The sequence below is a fragment of the Streptomyces sp. Pv4-95 genome, from assembly GCF_045782725.1.
Lineage (GTDB): Bacteria > Actinomycetota > Actinomycetes > Streptomycetales > Streptomycetaceae > Streptomyces.
Genome location: NZ_CP127172.1, coordinates 5934852 through 5950311, shown reverse-complemented (window position 1 = coordinate 5950311; position 15460 = coordinate 5934852). Strand labels below are relative to the sequence as shown.

Genomic DNA, 15460 nt, shown 5'->3' with positions numbered 1-15460 from the left:
CTGTCACGCCTTCACACCACCGTCGGTGAGCCCCGTACGCCAGTAGCGCTGGAGCACGGTCATCAGCACCATCAGCGGCACGACGGACAGGAACGCGCCGCCCACCGTGTACTGGTAGAGCACCGGTTGGCGGTCGGCGTAGCCGGTCCAGGACGTCAGGCCCAGCTGGATCGGGTAGAGGCGGGAGTCGGAGAGCATCACCAGCGGCAGGAAGAAGTTGTTCCAGATGTGTACGAACTGGAACAGGAAGACGGTGACCAGCGCCGGCGTCATCAGCCGCAGCCCCAGACCGGCGAAGATCCGTGCCTCGCCCGCGCCGTCGAGCCGGGCCGCTTCCAGGAGCGCGTCGGGCACCGCCGCGGTGGCGTAGATCCGGCACAGGTAGACGCCGAACGGGCTGACCACGCTCGGGATCAGCACCGCCCAGTAGGTGTTGGACAGGCCCATGGCGCTGAACAGGAAGTAGAGCGGCAGGGCGAGCGCGGTGCCGGGGATGAGGACGCCGGCCAGCACCGCGTTGAAGATCGCCTCCCGGCCGCGGAAGGGGAACTTGGCCAGCGCGTAGCCGGCCGCGGCGGACAGCAGGGTCGCACAGACCGCGCCGATCCCGGCGTACAGCAGGGAGTTGGTGAACCAGCGGGTGTAGATGCCGTCGTCGTAGGTCAGGACGTCGAGGAGGTGGTCGACGGGGTGCGGGTCGGCGAACCAGAAGCCGAAGGTGCCGAAGAGGTCGGCGCTGTTCTTGGTGGCGGAGACGGTCAGCCAGTACACCGGCATCAGGAAGTAGAGCGCGGCGACGGTCAGCAGCGAGGTGGTGAGGATGCGGTAGCGGAGCGGGGCGCGCGTCATCGCCGCCCCTTCGCGCGCCCGCCGGCCAGCCGCAGGAAACCGAAGGAGAGCGCGCACGCCACGAGCGCGAGCAGCACCGCCTCGGCCGCCGCCACATGCTGGTTGTTGCCGACGAACGCCTCGCTGTAGGCGTGCAGGTTGGGCGTGAACCCGGAGTCGATGGCCGACGCGAGGGGCCGCAGCACCATCGGTTCGGCGAACAGCTGGAGGGTGCCGATGATGCTGAAGACACCGGTCAGGACGAGGGCGGGCCGGATCAGCGGGATCTTGATGTGCCGGGCGACCTGCCAGGCGTTGGCGCCGTCGATCCGCGCGGCCTCGTACAGCTCCGTGGGCACGGACTTGAGCTGGGCGATCAGGACCAGCATGTTGTAGCCGGTGAACTGCCAGGTGACGATGTTGGCGATGGACCACAGGACGGTGCCGGAGGAGAGGAAGTCGACGTCCCAGCCGGCGGACCGGGCGATCTCGACCAGGGGGCTGATGCCGGGGACGTACAGGAAGCCCCACAGGATCGAGGCGATCACGCCGGGCACGCCGTACGGCAGGAAGAACGCGCTGCGGAAGAAGGTGACGCCGCGGGCGCCGGCGCTCTCCAGGAGCAGCGCGAGCGCGGTGGCGAGGACGATCATCAGCGGGATCTGCACGGCGCCGAAGAGCAGCACCCGGCCGAAGCCGGCGAGGAAGCGGTCGTCGGCGAGGGCGTGGGCGTAGTGGTCGAGGCCGGTGAACACCTCGCGTTCGCGGCCCAGGCCGAGCGGTCCGGTCCGCTCGGTGCGGTACAGGCTCTGGTGGACGGCGTAGACGATGGGCGCGACGAAGCAGAGGGCGAAGAGGGCCAGGAAGGGCAGCACGAACCCGGCGGCCACGCGGGCGTTGCGGGCTTCGGTGCGGCCGCGGCGGGGCGGGCGCCGGCGGGCGGGTCCGCGGGGCGGCCGGGCTCCGGCCCCGCGCGGGGCCGGCGGGCCGGTGTCCGCCCGGCTCAGGGTGTCCCGGTCGGACCCGCTCATCCGCCGCTCTCCACCTTCAGGCCCTTGCCCTTGAGGTCGGAGACGGTCTGGCCCTGGACCTTCTTCAGTACGGCGCGGAAGGAGCCGCCGTCGGCGAGCGCGTCGGTGAAGGCGTCGCCGAGCCGTTGGTAGAGGGTGTCCACGCCGGGCCCCCACCGCCAGCTGGTGTCGACGTGCGTGCCCGCGTCCGCGAAGACCTTGCTGTAGGTCTGGCCGCCGAAGAACTCCTTGTGGACGTCGAGATCGGCGGTGGTGTAGCCCTTGTTGGCGCTGGGGAAGCCGTAGCCGCCGTCGATCAGCAGCGCGATCGACTCGGGGTCGGTGTTGAGCCAGACGGCGAAGTCGAGGGCGTCCTCGGGGTACCGCGACTTCTTGAAGACGGCCGTCGTGGAGCCGCCCCAGTTGGCCTGCGCGTCGGCGCCGGCCCGCCACTGCGGCATCGGCGCCGCCCGCCAGGCGCCCTTGGTGCCCGGAGCGTTGCCGGCCAGCAGCGCGTCACCCCAACTCGCCCCGATCCACGCCGGGATATCTCCCGTCTGCACGTCCTTGTACCAGGCGTTCTGACGGTCCGGGATGGTCTTGACGAGCTTGCGCCGGACCAGCGCCTCCCAGTAGTCGGCGACCTTCCGGGTGGGTTCGTCGTCGAGGTGCACGATCCAGGTGTCGCCGTCGGTGGCGTACCACTTGGCGCCCGCCTGCCAGGCCAGGCCGGCGAAGCGGTTGCCGTTGGTGGGGGCGAAGGTCTCGATCCAGGCGCCCTTCTCGCGGATCGCCCTGGCGGCCGTCTCGTAGTCGTCCCAGGTCTTCGGGACCGGCACGCCCCACTTGTCGAAGAGGTCCTGCCGGACGAACAGGCCCATCGGTCCGGATGCCTGGGGAATGGCGTAGACGCCCTTGCCGAAGACGGACTGCTGCCACTGCCAGCCGGAGAACCGGCCCTTGTGGCGCGCGACGCCGAGCGGGCCGAGGTCCAGCAGGCCGTCGTCGAGCAGGAAGCCGGGGACGACGGGGTATTCGATCTGCCCCAGGTCCGGCGGGTTGCCCGCCTTGATGGCGGCGTGCATCTTCGCGTACTGCTGGCCGTTGACGGCGGAGACCTTCTCGACCGCGACCTGCACCTCGGGGTTCTCGCGGTTCCACAGGTCCACGGGCTTGTCGATGCCCGGCACCCAGGACCAGAAGGTCAGGGTGATCTTCTCGCCCTTCCTGCGCTCCCGGGGCGCGTCGCCCTCGCCGCCGCCGCTGTCGCCGCAGCCGGCGAGCGCGAAGCCGGCGGCGGCAGCGGCAGCCCCGCCCAGGACGGTTCTGCGGTGCATGTCGTTGCTGGTCATGCGGGCTCCTCCACGGGGATGCGGCGGAAGGTGATCGTCGAGTAGGCGCTGAAGTCGCCGGTCTCGTAGAGCAGCCCGACGGTCGCGGGGTCGAGGGTGACGAGGTCGCAGTAGGCGGCCGGGAGGCCGGAGACGGTGTGCCGGGTCCGCCACGTCAGACCGCGGTCCCGGCTGGCGCGGACGGTCATCAGGGCGCGGGCGTCCGGCTCGGCGGGCCCGCAGAAGAGCAGTTCGTCCCGCTCGGCGAGATACAGCACGCTGCCGTGGACGACCGGCCCGGTGAGACCCGCCTGCGGCCGGAACGGCGTACGCAGATGTTCGCCGCCGTCGGTGGACACGGCGTCGGCGCGGCGCCAGGCCGCGCCGGACTGGTTGCGGGTGTTCAGGTACAGGCACCCGTCGGGGAGTTCGGCCGCGGTGGTCTCGTTGGGGGCGACCGAAGGATGGCTGTCGCTGTCGGTGTAGCCGATCCGCCAGGTGACGCCTTCGTCGTCGCTGAGCAGCGCGTGGCCGCCGTTGTAGCGGGGCTCGACGCCGGTGTGGGCGGGGTCCTCGGGCGGGGTGGAGTGGTTGGCGGGAACGACCAGCCGGCCGGCGTACGGGCCCCGGCGCAGCCGCACCGCGTGGCCGGGCCCGGTGGCGTACCACCGCCAGTCCGGCCGCTTGGCCATGCCGGTGACGTCACGCGGCGCGCTCCAGGTCGCGCCGTCGTCGTCGCTGTGCTGGAGCCACACCCTGCGGCCGTCGGCAGCGGAGACCTGCCCGCGGCGGATGCGGTCCTCGGTGGCGTCCGCGGCGTTGTGGACCTGGAGCAGCAGCACCCGCCCTCCGGCCAGGACCAGCGGCGCCGGATTGCCCGCGGTGCCGCTGCCGTTGCGCGCGACGACCTGGAGCGGGCCCCAGGTGCGACCGCCGTCGGCGGAGCGTTTGAGGACGATGTCGATATCGCCGGAGTCGGCCGCCGAGGAGACCCGCCCCTCCGCGAAGGCGAGTACGGACCCGGAGCGGACCCGGACGACGGCCGGGATGCGAAAGCTCGCATATCCCTCGGTCCCGGCCCGGTACGGGACTGAACTCTCGTACGCCACGGGTCACCCCCAACGGCCGGACGTAGGACGTCCCTTGTCCTGTTTCGTGACCTTAGAGAGCGCCCAACTGACCGTCAAGACACCCGACATGGCCCCTTTTCCGACCGGTGAACGGCGGCCGGCATCGCGATGAAGCCCCGGTTCCGGCGGGACATGCGGAGCGGCCAGGTGCGCCCGGACCGGTGACGTACGTCCGCCGTACCGGTGCACCGTTGACCGGCGGACCTCGCCCGCGTCTAATGTGGCGTCGACACCGGACATCCCATGTCCCACGTCTCGCGGTGGCTTCCCGCCCGGCCGCCGCACGGCCGCTGGAGCGCCCATGCCACTGCCCGCACCGCTGCACGGCGTCATCCCGCCGGTCTGCACCCCGCTCGACGCGCGCGGCGAGGTGGACACCGCCTCCCTGACGCGTCTGGTGCACCATCTCCTGGACGGCGGGGTGCACGGGCTGTTCGCACTCGGCTCCACCAGCGAGGTCGCCTACCTCACCGACGCCCGGCGCGCCCTCGCGCTGGAGACGGTGGTGAAGGCCGCCGGCGGCCGGGTGCCGGTGCTCGCCGGCGCCATCGACACCACCACCTCGCGGGCCGTCGCCCAGGCCGGCACCGCCGCCGCCCTGGGCGCCGACGCCCTGGTGGTCACCGCGCCCTTCTACACCCGCACCCACCCGCGGGAGATCGCCGCGCACTTCCGCCACATCCGCGCGACGGTGGACCTGCCGCTGTTCGCCTACGACATTCCGGTCGCGGTGCACAGCAAGCTGTCCACCGAGCTGGTGCACGAACTGGCCGCGGACGGCACGCTCGCCGGGGTCAAGGACAGCAGCGGCGACGAGGGCGCACTGCGCCGCCTGATCGTCGCGCTCGGCGGCCGCACCGGCCGCCGCACCGGCCCGGCGCCGGGCTTCGCCGTCCTCACGGGTTCCGAACTGACCGTGGACGCGGCCCTGTTGGCGGGCGCCGACGGCGTCGTCCCGGGGATCGGCAATGTCGACCCGGCGGGCTACGTACGCCTCTACGACGCCGCGCGGGCCGGCGACTGGGAGCGCGCCGCCGCGGAACAGGAGCGGCTGGTCGCCCTGTTCGCCATGGTCGAGGCCGGTCCGGAGTCGGAGATGGGCCGCAGCTCCTCGGCGCTGGGCGCCTTCAAGGCGGCGCTTCGGCTGCTCGGCGTGATCGAGCGGGGGGACACCGCCTTCCCGCAGCTCCCGCTGAGCGAGGGATCCGTCGCCGAGGTCGCGCGCCGGCTCACCGCCGCCGGACTGCCACCGGTCCGGTGACCCGGGCGGGCGGCCCCCGGGTGCCCCCGCTCACCGCTCAACTGCCGACGGGGCCGGGTCCCGTACGAGTGACAGCGGCGGAACCTCCCCCGCGAGGCGGCGCGCTGCGGCAGGATGCCGGGCCATGGATGCCGTACGGGTCGCCCTGCTGCGCGAGGTCCTCGCCGGAACGGAGTGGGTCCAGGCCACCCGCCACTTCGCCGGGTCGCTGCGCGCCTCCGTCGCACCGCACGGCGGGGGGCTGCTGCTGGTCGGCAGCGCCGCGTACGAGCCCTGGCACCTGGCCGCCCATCTGGACGACGAGGCCGCCTGGTCGGGCCTGCCGGAGCTGTCACCGACACTCGTGCGGCACCGCGTCCCCGGCGGCCGGCCGGCCCACCTGTCGGTCGGGCTCGGCCGGCTGGAGGCGGCGGGACGCGGCGAGACCCTGCTGGTGGTCACCCCGGAGCAGCCGGGGGCGGAGCTGCTGGAGCGGGTGCACGACGCCCGGCGCAACGGCGCCACGGTGCTCGCCCTGGACGCCGGCGACCGCGATCTGCGCGCCCTCGCCCACGACGCCCTCGCCGCGCCTCCGGCCGCGCCCGGTGACGGCACCGGCGCCGAGCTGACACCGGAACTCGACCTCGACACCCTCCAGCACCTGGTGAGCGCCGCCGCCGGGGAGAACGGCGTGCCCGCGCCGCGCCGGCACCGCCGCTTCCGCGACCGGCTCACCCGGCTCGCCGAGGAGCTGACCTCGCCCCCGCCGCCACGCTGGTGACGGCCCCGGCCGGCCGCCCCCTGCCGCACCCGGCCCGGCCGCCGCAAAACCCTTTGCGCCGCCCGGCACCCGCGCGGACGATGGTGCGTCGTGACCTCCGCCCCTCCCCCGCCATCCCGCCGTCGCGCGGCCGCTCTGCTGCCGGACCTGTCGCCCTGGCGCTCCTCGCGCGACTTCCGGCTCATGTGGTGGGCGGGCGCGATCACCGTCTTCGGCAGCTTCCTGACCTTCGTCGCGGTGCCGTTGCAGCTCAAGGAGCTGACCGACTCCACTCTTGCGGTCGGGTCGCTGGGCGCCGTCGAGATCGTGCCGCTCATCGTCTGCGGCCTCTACGGCGGCGCGCTCGCCGACGCCGTGGACCGGCGCCGGCTCATCGTCAGGACCGAGGCCGCGCTCGGCGTACTGGCGGTCCTGCTGCTGCTCAACAGCCTGCTGCCGGACCCGATGGTCTGGCCGCTCTACGTGATCACCGCGGCGTCCAGCGCGCTGACCGGTCTGCAGCGCCCCGCGCTGGACGCGATCGTGCCCCGCATCGTCGCGCGCGAGCAGCTGGCCGCGGCCGCCGCCCTGAACGCACTGCGCTGGCAGGTCGGCGCCATCGCGGGACCGGCGCTGGCCGGCGGGCTCGTCGCCTACGCAGGGGTGCGCTGGGCATACGGGATCGATGTCGTGACGTACGCGGCATCCGTGCTGCTCGGGCTGAAGCTGCGCCCGTCGCCCGCCTCGCACGACGCCAGGAAGCCGTCGCTGCGCGGTATCGCCGAGGGCGCGCGCTACGCCTGGGGCCGCAAGGAGCTGCTGGGTACCTACGCCGTCGACCTCACGGCGATGGTGTTCGCCTTTCCGCTGGCGATCTTCCCGTTCCTCGCGGACGATCTGGACGCCCCCTGGGCGCTCGGGCTGATGTACGCGGCACTGCCCGCGGGGTCCTTCCTGGTGAGCCTGACCAGCGGCTGGACGTCGCGCGTCCAGCGGCAGGGCCGGGCGGTCGCGCTGGCGGCCGCGGGGTGGGGGCTGGCGATCACCGCCGCCGGACAGATGCACGACGTCCGGCTGGTGCTGCTGTTCCTGACGCTGGCCGGCTCCTGCGACATGATCAGCGGCATCTTCCGCTCGGCGATGTGGAACCAGACGATCCCCGACGAGCTGCGGGGCAGGCTGGCCGGCATCGAGCTGCTGTCGTACTCCGTGGGCCCGCAGCTGGGCCAGGTCCGGGTCGGCGGGATGGCGGCCCTGACGACCGTGAGGACGTCGGTCTGGGCGGGCGGTGTGCTGTGCTTCGTGGCCGTCGGGCTGCTGGTGCTCGCCCTGCCGAAGCTGATGGCGTACGACGCCAGGACCGACGAGCACGCGCGACGGATGCGGGAGCGCCGGACGGCCGAGGACGGCGCTCCCGCGCGGTCCGGAGCACAGGAGCCCGATCCGGACCCGGCGCCGTCCTGACGCCGGGCGGCCCGGGGCCGCGGGGCGGACGCCCGGCGGGCCCCGCCGCCCCTGGACCCGCCGAGAGAACTAGGGGGTCGCGTCCCCCTCGTCCCCCTTGGTCTTGTCATGCCACTTGGGGTCGTTCTCCCACTCCAGATTCCGCTCCCGGGCCGTCTCCATGGCGTGCGCGGCCTCCTCGCGGCTGCCGTAGGGGCCGAAGCGGTCGGCGGCCCGGCATTCGGGGCCCTCCTCGACCGTTCCGTGCTTGAGGCAGTAGTACCACTCGCCGGTTTTGCCGACCGTACGCCTCTTGAACAGCGCCATTACCGCCTCCTCTGGGTAACTCCCGTGCCGCCATCCTGCCCGAAGCCCCGCGGATACACTCGTTGTCATGTCTGGCCAGTCGCTTCTTGTCCCGGGGACCATCTCCCCCACCCGTCCCGTACCCTCCTCGATTCCCCGCCCCGAGTACGTCGGGAAGGCCGCGCCGACCCCCTACAAGGGGCCCGAGGTGCAGGACGCCGACACGATCGAGCGGATGCGGATCGCCGGCCGGATCGCCGCGCAGGCGATGGAGGAGGCCGCCAAGCTCATCGAGCCGGGCGTGACCACCGATGAACTGGACCGGGTGGCCCATGAGTTCATGTGCGACCACGGCGCCTACCCCTCGACGCTCGGCTACCGCGGCTTCCCCAAGTCCCTGTGCTCCTCGCTCAACGAGGTCATCTGCCACGGCATCCCGGACTCGACCGTCGTGCAGGACGGCGACATCGTGAACCTCGACGTCACCGCCTACATCAACGGTGTGCACGGCGACAACAACGCCACCTACCTGTGCGGCAACGTGGACGAGGAGTCCAAGCTGCTGGTCGAGCGCACCCGCGAGGCGCTCCACCGCGCGATCAAGGCGGTCAAGCCGGGTCGGCAGATCAACATCATCGGCCGGGTCATCGAGTCCTACGCCAAGCGGTTCGGCTACGGCGTGGTCCGGGACTTCACCGGCCACGGCATCAACTCGTCGTTCCACTCCGGTCTGATCGTTCCGCACTACGACAGCCCGCACCACACCACCGACATCCAGCCCGGCATGACCTTCACGATCGAGCCGATGCTGACGCTGGGGTCCTACGACTACGACATGTGGGACGACGGCTGGACGGTCGTGACCAAGGACCGCAGGCGCACCGCGCAGTTCGAGCACACCCTGGTGGTGACGGAGACCGGGGCGGAGATTCTCACGCTTCCCTGATCCCCGGCGGGGGTAGGGTTTTACCGACAGGGCGTCGGGAACAGGGTTGACTTAGGTAAGCCTAAGTAGTTTGCTGGGTCCCAGCGGCGACGATCCGTTCCCGTCCGCCCCCCTCGGTTCCCGGAGGTCCGCCTTGGAAGCCCCCAGCCCGACCCCGTCCGCTCCGTTCTCGACGGTCATCCGCACCGCCTCGCACGAGCAGCACACCGAGGCCGAGAACTCCTCCTTCATGAGCGACCTCCTCGGCGGCAAACTCGGCGTCCGCGCCTACCGCCGCTACACCGAGCAGCTGTGGTTCGTCTACCGCGCGCTGGAGGACGCCTCCGACGCGCTCACCGACGACCCCGTCGCGGGCCCCTTCATCCGCCCGGAGCTGGCCCGCACCGCTCAGCTGGAGCGCGACCTCGCCCACCTGGGCGGGTCGTCCTGGCGCGCGGGCCTGGAGCCGCTGCCGGCCACCGCCGCGTACGCCGAGCGGGTCTCGCACTGCGCCAGGGACTGGCCTGCCGGCTATGTCGCCCACCACTACACCCGCTACCTCGGCGACCTCTCCGGCGGCCAGATCATCCGCGGCACCGCCGAGAAGACCTGGGGCTTCGCGCGCAAGGGCGACGGCGTGCGGTTCTACGTCTTCGAGGACATCGCCAACCCGGCCGCCTTCAAGCGCCACTACCGCGAGCTGCTGGACGCGCTGCCGGTCGACGACCTGGAGAAGCAGCGCGTGGTCGACGAGTGCAAGCGGGCCTTCACGCTGAACGGCGAGGTCTTCCGCGAGCTGGGCGAGGAGTTCCCGCTGACCGCCTGAGGTACGGCGCACGGGCGGGTGCCCGCGCCCAGCGCTACGGCGTGTCGACGCGCACCCGCCCACCGACCTCGATCGTGCCGTCCGGGTACGGGCGGGTGAGGATCTGCGACCCGACGCCCTGGCGGACATCCAGCGCGCGCCCCAGCTCATGCGTCAGCAGCAGCGCGGCCGCGCCGGTGGCCTCGTCCTCGACGATGCCGTCGCCACGGCGTGGGAAGGCCCGCGCACGGACCACTCCCGCCGCCTCGTCCTGCCAGGCCCAGGCGTAGAGCCAGCCCTCCCCCGGCGGCGGCGCCGGCAGCGCGTCGACCTCGGCCACCGACGCGTACTGCTCGGTCCTGCGGTCGGGCACCCACTCCGCGCGGCCGCGCACCCAGGTGAGCTCCTCCTCGACGGTCACCGGGACATCGCCGGCCGGGGGACGGAGCATCCGGGGCGGCCGGCCGAGGCTGCGCAGCAGCCAGGCCAGCCCCACGAGCGGATGGCCGGCGAAGGGGAGGCGGACGCTCGGCGTGTGGATGTCGACCGTGCCGCGCGTCTCGTCGTCCAGGAAGACGGTTTCACTGAAGCCGAGTTCGGCGGCCAGCGCGGCACGTGCCGCCCGGTCGGGGACGGCCGGGCCGTCGCGCACCACACCCAGTGGGTTGCCGCCCGTCCCGCCGGGCCCGCAGAACACGCGCAGCACGTCCAGTTCGAGCTCCCGGCCATTGCATTCGATCATCCGTCCATTCAACAGCACGGCCCCGTAAGGGAATCCGGATGCGGCGGCGCCCGGTGGACACGCTCACCGGCGCCACAGGCGGCGCCGACCCGCGGGACGGGCCGCGGGACGGGCCCGGCCGCCGGACGGACACCTTCGCCTCGTAGCAGCTGCTCGCCTCGTACGGACGGCGGGAGTAGCGGCCGCACCGCCCTCTCCCTCTCCCCCCTCCTCTCCTTGACCAGTCCTTGAAGGTCCCTTGGCGGGGCCCCTGTCGGACCGTGACCGAGTCGTAGCTCATGAGAGCCGAATCACTGGACACGAGGGGAAGCATTCAGGTAAGCCTCGGATAAGTTAGGGCCGCCTTAGTGGCGCAGTCCTTGTTCCCGCACCCACAGAACCGCCTGGAGCCCCGCATGCGAGCCCTCCGCCCCTCCGTCGTTGCCGCGATAGCCGTGGCCACGACCCTCACCGCCGTCGCCGGCTGCGCCGAGAAGAGCGACGCCAAGGGCGGAGGCAAGGGCGTGATCGAGGTGACGGCCACCGACACCGGCTGCGAGGTCTCCGCGAAGGAGTTCCCCGCCGGTCATGTCCGGTTCGCGGTGCAGAACAAGGGCTCCAAGGTCACCGAGGTCTACGTCTACGCCCCCGGCGACCGGATCGTCACCGAGCGGGAGAACATCGGCCCCGGCACCCGGGCCGAGATCACCGCCGAGATCAAGGCCGGCTCCTACCAGATCGCCTGCAAGCCCGGGATGAAGGGCGACGGCATCCGGCAGAAGGTCACGGCGAGCGGCAAGGGCGCGACCGCGAAGCGCGACCCCCGGCTGGACGCCGCGGTCGCCGCGTACCGCCGCTACGTCCAGGAGCAGGCCGACGAGACGCTGCCCAAGGCCGAGAAGTTCGCCGACGCCGTGAAGGCGGGCGACATCGAGGCCGCGAAGAAGGCGTACGCCGTCTCCCGCATCGGCTGGGAGCGCACCGAACCGGTCGCCGAGTCCTTCGGCGACATCGACCCCAAGGTCGACGTCCGCGAGGACGGCCTGGAGGACGGCCAGAAGTGGACCGGCTGGCACAAGCTGGAGAAGTCGCTGTGGGAGACCAAGAAGCTCTCCGATGCCGACTCCGACCTCGCCGACCGGCTGATCAGCGACCTCAAGGACTGGCAGAAGCGGGTCGGCAAGGCCGAGATCACCCCGACCAGCATGGCCAACGGCGCCAAGGAGCTGCTCGACGAGGTCTACAGCGGCAAGGTCACCGGTGAGGAGGAGCGCTACAGCCACACCGACCTGGTCGACTTCCAGGCCAACGTGGACGGCGCCCGCAAGGCGTACGAGCTGCTCGAGCCGGTCGCGGCGAAGAACGACGCGGCGCTGGCCAAGGAACTCGACAAGCAGTTCGCGGCGATCGACAAGCAGCTGGACGACTACCGCGAGGGCGACGGCTTCGTCTCGTACGACACCGTCGACAAGGGTGAGAAGAAGGAGCTGTCCGACGGCGTCAGCGCGCTGGCCGAGCCGCTGTCGAAGCTGGCCGCCGCCGTGGCGACCGACAAGTAGTCCATCGCGAAGCAGGGAGTCACGATGACGACGGACGGTCAGCGACAGGAGACGGCGGACGCCCCGGCGACGGGCACCGCAGGCGACGGCGCCAAGGACGACCAGGCGGCCGCCCCGGGCGGCCGCACGCCGTCCCGGCGCACGCTGCTGGGCTGGGGCGGCGCGGGGCTGGCGCTCGGAGCGGTCACGGCCGGCGGCACGGCCGCGGCGCTGCGCACCGGCAGCGACGCCCAGCCGGCCGGGGCGGACGCGACCGCGGGCGCCGCGGTGCCCTTCCACGGTGCGCACCAGGCCGGGATCGCCACCGCCGTCCAGGACCGGCTGCACTTCGCCGCGTTCGATGTCACCACCGACGACCGCGCGGAGCTGATCGCGCTGCTCAAGGAGTGGACGAGGGCGGCGGCGCGGATGACGGCGGGGGACGCGGTCGGTGGCGGGGCGGTCGGCGGGCTCGCCGAGGCGCCGCCGGACGACACCGGTGAGGCGCTCGGTCTGCCGCCGTCCCGGCTCACCCTGACGTTCGGCATCGGCCCCTCCCTCTTCGAGAAGGACGGCAAGGAGCGGTTCGGGCTCGCCGCCCGGCGGCCCGAAGCGCTGATCGAGCTCCCGAAGTTCCCCGGCGACAACCTCGACCGGACCCGCAGCGGCGGTGATCTGTGTGTGCAGGCGTGCGCGGACGACCCGCAGGTCGCGGTGCACGCGATCCGCAACCTGGCCCGGATCGGCTTCGGCAAGGTCGCGGTCCGCTGGTCGCAGCTCGGCTTCGGCAAGACCTCCTCGACCACACCGGACGCGCACACACCGCGCAACATGTTCGGCTTCAAGGACGGCACCCGCAACATCGCGGGCACCGACGACGCGGCCCTCGCCGAGCACGTGTGGGTGGGCGAGAAGCCCGACGCGGGCTGGATGGCCGGTGGTTCGTACCTGGTCGCCCGCCGGATCCGGATGCGCATCGAGACCTGGGACCGCACTCCGCTCAAGGAGCAGGAGGAGATCTTCGGCCGGGACAAGGGCGAGGGCGCGGCGGTCGGCAGGAAGCACGAGCGGGACGAGCCGCATCTGAAGTCGATGCTGCCGACCGCGCACGTGCGGCTCGCGCACCCGGACTCCAACGGCGGGGCGCGCATCCTGCGGCGCGGCTACTCCTTCACCGACGGCACGGACGGCCTGGGACGGCTGGACGCCGGACTGTTCTTCCTCGCCTACCAGCGCGACGTCCGCGACGGCTTCGTACCGCTGCAGCGGAATCTGGCGCGCAACGACGCGCTCAACGAATACATCCAGCACGTGGGTTCAGCGGTCTTCGCGGTGCCGCCGGGCGTCCGGAACGCGGACGACTGGTGGGGCCGGGCACTGTTCGCCTGAGTTGTCGACACCGTGGACGACGCCATGAAGGAAGGAAAGGGACCGACGTGTTCGGCAACTACCTGATCGGACTGCGCGAGGGACTGGAAGCCAGTCTCGTCGTGTGCATCCTCATCGCCTACCTGGTCAAGACCGGCCGGCGGGGAGCGCTGCGGCCGGTCTGGATCGGCATCACCTTGGCCGTGGTGCTGTCGTTCGCCTTCGGCGCCGCGCTCCAATTCGGCTCGCAGACACTGACGTTCACGGCGCAGGAGGCCCTCGGCGGCTCCCTGTCGATCATCGCCGTGTGCCTGGTGACGTGGATGGTCTTCTGGATGCGGCGCACCGCGCGGCATCTGAAGCAGGAGCTGCACGGCAAGCTGGACGCGGCGCTGTCCCTGGGCACCACGGCGCTGGTGGTCACCGCGTTCCTCTCGGTGGGCCGCGAGGGGCTGGAGACGGCCCTGTTCGTGTGGACCGCCGCGCAGTCCGCGCAGGACGGCGTACGCCCGCTGATCGGCGCGCTGCTCGGCCTGCTGACGGCCGTCGTGCTGGGCTGGCTGTTCTACCGCGGTGCGGTGCGGATCAACCTGGCGAAGTTCTTCACCTGGACCGGCGGCATGCTGGTGGTCGTGGCGGCGGGCGTGCTGGCGTACGGCTTCCACGATCTGCAGGAGGCGGAGTTCCTGCCGGGTCTGCACCAGCGGGCGTTCGACATCAGCGAGCAGTTCCCGGCCGACAGCTGGTACGGCACGCTGCTGAAGGGCATCTTCAACTTCCAGCCGGATCCGACCGTCCTTCAGGTCACGGTGTGGGCTCTGTATCTGATCCCCACGCTCGCCCTCTTCCTCGCCCCCGGTAGGGTTGCGCCGAATCGTGCCACCCCGGCGGCCTCCCCGTCCGCCCCGGTCGCCCCGAAGGAGCCCGAGCCCCATGACACGCAGGTCGCCGTTCCGGGTGCCCGCAACACTGACGTCGGCAGCGGCGGCGCTGGTGATACTGAGCGGGTGCATGACGGTGCACGGCGAAAGGGTGAAGCTGCCGGCGGTGACGAAGTCTGAGGGCGCCAAGGCGCTCCAGCACTTCGCCGACGGCTTCAACAAGGCCAACAGCCGGCTCGATCCCTCGGTGAACCCCTCGTACGAGTCGGGGGCGCTGCTGGCCATCGACCAGGCGGGCATCAAGGCCGCGCACGCCGTCCGGCCGCAGGGCAACCCGAGCTTCACCCCGCTGACGTTCAAGGACGCGCACTTCACGGTGCCCAAGCAGGCGGGCTGGCCGAAGTACTTCGTCGCGGACGCCGTCAGCAACCGCAAGAACAGCCGCTGGTATCTGGTGTTCAGCCGGGACGGCATCGACGCCAAGTGGCGTGCGGTGTATCTGGCGACGTTCGCCGGCAACGCGGCGCCGCAGTTCAAGACGGACAAGGACGGCTACGCCGAGGCGGTGCCTGCCGATGACGCGGCCGGTCTGACGGTGGCCCCCGGCAAGCTGAGCGCGCGGTACGCCGACTACCTCAACACCGGTAAGGGCGAGCTGTTCGCGCCGGGCAGGAACACCGACGGCTGGCGCGCGACCCGTGCCAGGGACGCCAACCAGCTGGGCGCCCGGATCCAGTGGGAGGACCGGCCCGCGGCCTTCCCGCCGGTGGCGCTGCGGCTGCAGGACGGCGGGGCACTGGTGTTCTTCTCGACCTACTACCACCAGCAGAAGACGGTCTCCGAAGGCTTGACGATCAAGGTGCCGCCGAGCCTCCAGGGCATCGTGCAGGGCCCCACGAAGAAGACCAACAAGATGACCTTCACCACCGTGTCGGGCCAGACCGTCGAGGTGCCGGCCAAGGACTCCGGAGACAAGGTCGTCGTGCTGAACCGCATCGAGGCGAAGACGTCGGCGAAGGCGCTGTAACGGGTGTGGCCGACGGCCGCCGGAAGGCGCGCCGCCGATTCATGGGGTCGCCGGTGGTCCGGCGGCCCCTTCGGCGTCTTCCGTGGCGCCCGTGACGCGGTGCGTACGGATGCGTGCGGGACCGGACCGTTCGTACGGCCCGCAGGC

At 71.9% G+C, this 15460-nt stretch carries 15 protein-coding genes; 9 read left to right on the top strand and 6 right to left on the bottom strand.

Translation table 11 applies throughout. The features are described from left to right. Positions 1-3: 3 nt before the first annotated feature. The 4 genes from QOM21_RS26080 to QOM21_RS26065 are packed head-to-tail and all read right to left on the bottom strand — an operon-like array spanning position 4 to position 4278. The gene (locus QOM21_RS26080) at positions 4-849 is read right to left on the bottom strand and encodes a carbohydrate ABC transporter permease (protein WP_407553452.1); all 846 of its coding nucleotides are present in this window, start codon (positions 847-849) and stop codon (positions 4-6) included. After that, positions 846-1859 (bottom strand): carbohydrate ABC transporter permease, encoded by a 1014-nt coding sequence (locus QOM21_RS26075; protein ID WP_407553451.1) that lies wholly within the window; start codon positions 1857-1859, stop codon positions 846-848. Before QOM21_RS26075 ends, QOM21_RS26080 begins: the two co-directional genes overlap by 4 nt. After that, positions 1856-3190: an ABC transporter substrate-binding protein gene (locus QOM21_RS26070; RefSeq protein ID WP_407553450.1), complete on the bottom strand. Its 1335-nt coding sequence runs from the start codon at positions 3188-3190 to the stop codon at positions 1856-1858. Before QOM21_RS26070 ends, QOM21_RS26075 begins: the two co-directional genes overlap by 4 nt. Beyond that, positions 3187-4278 carry an exo-alpha-sialidase gene (locus QOM21_RS26065; RefSeq protein WP_407553449.1) on the bottom strand — a complete coding sequence of 364 codons (1092 nt, stop codon included), beginning with the start codon at positions 4276-4278 and terminating at the stop codon, positions 3187-3189. Before QOM21_RS26065 ends, QOM21_RS26070 begins: the two co-directional genes overlap by 4 nt. 322 nt (positions 4279-4600) lie before the next feature. Here QOM21_RS26065 and QOM21_RS26060 point away from each other — a divergent pair, with 322 nt between their 5' ends. The 3 genes from QOM21_RS26060 (at position 4601) to QOM21_RS26050 (ending at position 7763) form a co-directional block, all read left to right on the top strand. Then, positions 4601-5560 carry a dihydrodipicolinate synthase family protein gene (locus tag QOM21_RS26060; protein ID WP_407553448.1) on the top strand — a complete coding sequence of 320 codons (960 nt, stop codon included), beginning with the start codon at positions 4601-4603 and terminating at the stop codon, positions 5558-5560. 124 nt (positions 5561-5684) lie between these two features. Then, positions 5685-6320 (top strand): hypothetical protein, encoded by a 636-nt coding sequence (locus tag QOM21_RS26055; RefSeq protein ID WP_407553447.1) that lies wholly within the window; start codon positions 5685-5687, stop codon positions 6318-6320. 183 nt (positions 6321-6503) lie between these two features. Next, complete coding sequence (locus tag QOM21_RS26050) at positions 6504-7763, top strand: MFS transporter (protein ID WP_407555821.1); 1260 nt, start codon at positions 6504-6506, stop codon at positions 7761-7763. A gap of 69 nt (positions 7764-7832) precedes the next feature. Here the strand turns inward: QOM21_RS26050 and QOM21_RS26045 are convergent, their stop codons facing one another. Beyond that, positions 7833-8069 carry a hypothetical protein gene (locus QOM21_RS26045; RefSeq protein ID WP_407553446.1) on the bottom strand — a complete coding sequence of 79 codons (237 nt, stop codon included), beginning with the start codon at positions 8067-8069 and terminating at the stop codon, positions 7833-7835. 67 nt (positions 8070-8136) lie between these two features. Between QOM21_RS26045 and map the strand changes: the two genes are divergently transcribed. Both map and QOM21_RS26035 read left to right on the top strand, forming a co-directional pair. Further along, positions 8137-8994 (top strand): type I methionyl aminopeptidase, encoded by an 858-nt coding sequence (gene map, locus QOM21_RS26040; protein WP_407553445.1) that lies wholly within the window; start codon positions 8137-8139, stop codon positions 8992-8994. A 133-nt stretch (positions 8995-9127) separates the two neighbouring features. Beyond that, complete coding sequence (locus tag QOM21_RS26035) at positions 9128-9799, top strand: heme oxygenase (biliverdin-producing) (protein WP_407553444.1); 672 nt, start codon at positions 9128-9130, stop codon at positions 9797-9799. A gap of 34 nt (positions 9800-9833) precedes the next feature. Here the strand turns inward: QOM21_RS26035 and QOM21_RS26030 are convergent, their stop codons facing one another. Continuing rightward, positions 9834-10520 carry a PhzF family phenazine biosynthesis protein gene (locus QOM21_RS26030; protein WP_407553443.1) on the bottom strand — a complete coding sequence of 229 codons (687 nt, stop codon included), beginning with the start codon at positions 10518-10520 and terminating at the stop codon, positions 9834-9836. A 395-nt stretch (positions 10521-10915) separates the two neighbouring features. Between QOM21_RS26030 and efeO the strand changes: the two genes are divergently transcribed. Genes efeO through QOM21_RS26010 form a run of 4 tightly spaced genes read left to right on the top strand, consistent with a single transcriptional unit; the run spans position 10916 to position 15313 of the window. Continuing rightward, positions 10916-12058 (top strand): iron uptake system protein EfeO, encoded by a 1143-nt coding sequence (gene efeO / locus QOM21_RS26025; protein WP_407553442.1) that lies wholly within the window; start codon positions 10916-10918, stop codon positions 12056-12058. A gap of 24 nt (positions 12059-12082) precedes the next feature. Next, on the top strand, positions 12083-13426 hold the full coding sequence (efeB, locus tag QOM21_RS26020) for an iron uptake transporter deferrochelatase/peroxidase subunit (RefSeq protein WP_407553441.1): 1344 nt from the start codon (positions 12083-12085) through the stop codon (positions 13424-13426). Between the two features lie 47 nt (positions 13427-13473). Next, positions 13474-14466 (top strand): iron uptake transporter permease EfeU, encoded by a 993-nt coding sequence (gene efeU, locus QOM21_RS26015; protein ID WP_407553440.1) that lies wholly within the window; start codon positions 13474-13476, stop codon positions 14464-14466. Next, the gene (locus tag QOM21_RS26010) at positions 14453-15313 is read left to right on the top strand and encodes a hypothetical protein (RefSeq protein ID WP_407553439.1); all 861 of its coding nucleotides are present in this window, start codon (positions 14453-14455) and stop codon (positions 15311-15313) included. The genes efeU and QOM21_RS26010 overlap by 14 nt, the downstream gene beginning before the upstream one ends. Positions 15314-15460 lie beyond the last annotated feature (147 nt).

Coding starts and splice junctions, on each gene's coding strand:
- QOM21_RS26030 (WP_407553443.1), bottom strand. CDS start 10,520: ATGATCGAATGCAATGGCCGGGAGCTCGAACTGGACGTGCTGCGCGTG.
- QOM21_RS26075 (WP_407553451.1), bottom strand. CDS start 1,859: ATGAGCGGGTCCGACCGGGACACCCTGAGCCGGGCGGACACCGGCCCG.
- QOM21_RS26060 (WP_407553448.1), top strand. CDS start 4,601: ATGCCACTGCCCGCACCGCTGCACGGCGTCATCCCGCCGGTCTGCACC.
- QOM21_RS26080 (WP_407553452.1), bottom strand. CDS start 849: ATGACGCGCGCCCCGCTCCGCTACCGCATCCTCACCACCTCGCTGCTG.
- efeO (WP_407553442.1), top strand. CDS start 10,916: ATGCGAGCCCTCCGCCCCTCCGTCGTTGCCGCGATAGCCGTGGCCACG.
- QOM21_RS26045 (WP_407553446.1), bottom strand. CDS start 8,069: ATGGCGCTGTTCAAGAGGCGTACGGTCGGCAAAACCGGCGAGTGGTAC.
- QOM21_RS26050 (WP_407555821.1), top strand. CDS start 6,504: ATGTGGTGGGCGGGCGCGATCACCGTCTTCGGCAGCTTCCTGACCTTC.
- efeB (WP_407553441.1), top strand. CDS start 12,083: ATGACGACGGACGGTCAGCGACAGGAGACGGCGGACGCCCCGGCGACG.
- QOM21_RS26070 (WP_407553450.1), bottom strand. CDS start 3,190: ATGACCAGCAACGACATGCACCGCAGAACCGTCCTGGGCGGGGCTGCC.
- QOM21_RS26055 (WP_407553447.1), top strand. CDS start 5,685: ATGGATGCCGTACGGGTCGCCCTGCTGCGCGAGGTCCTCGCCGGAACG.
- map (WP_407553445.1), top strand. CDS start 8,137: ATGTCTGGCCAGTCGCTTCTTGTCCCGGGGACCATCTCCCCCACCCGT.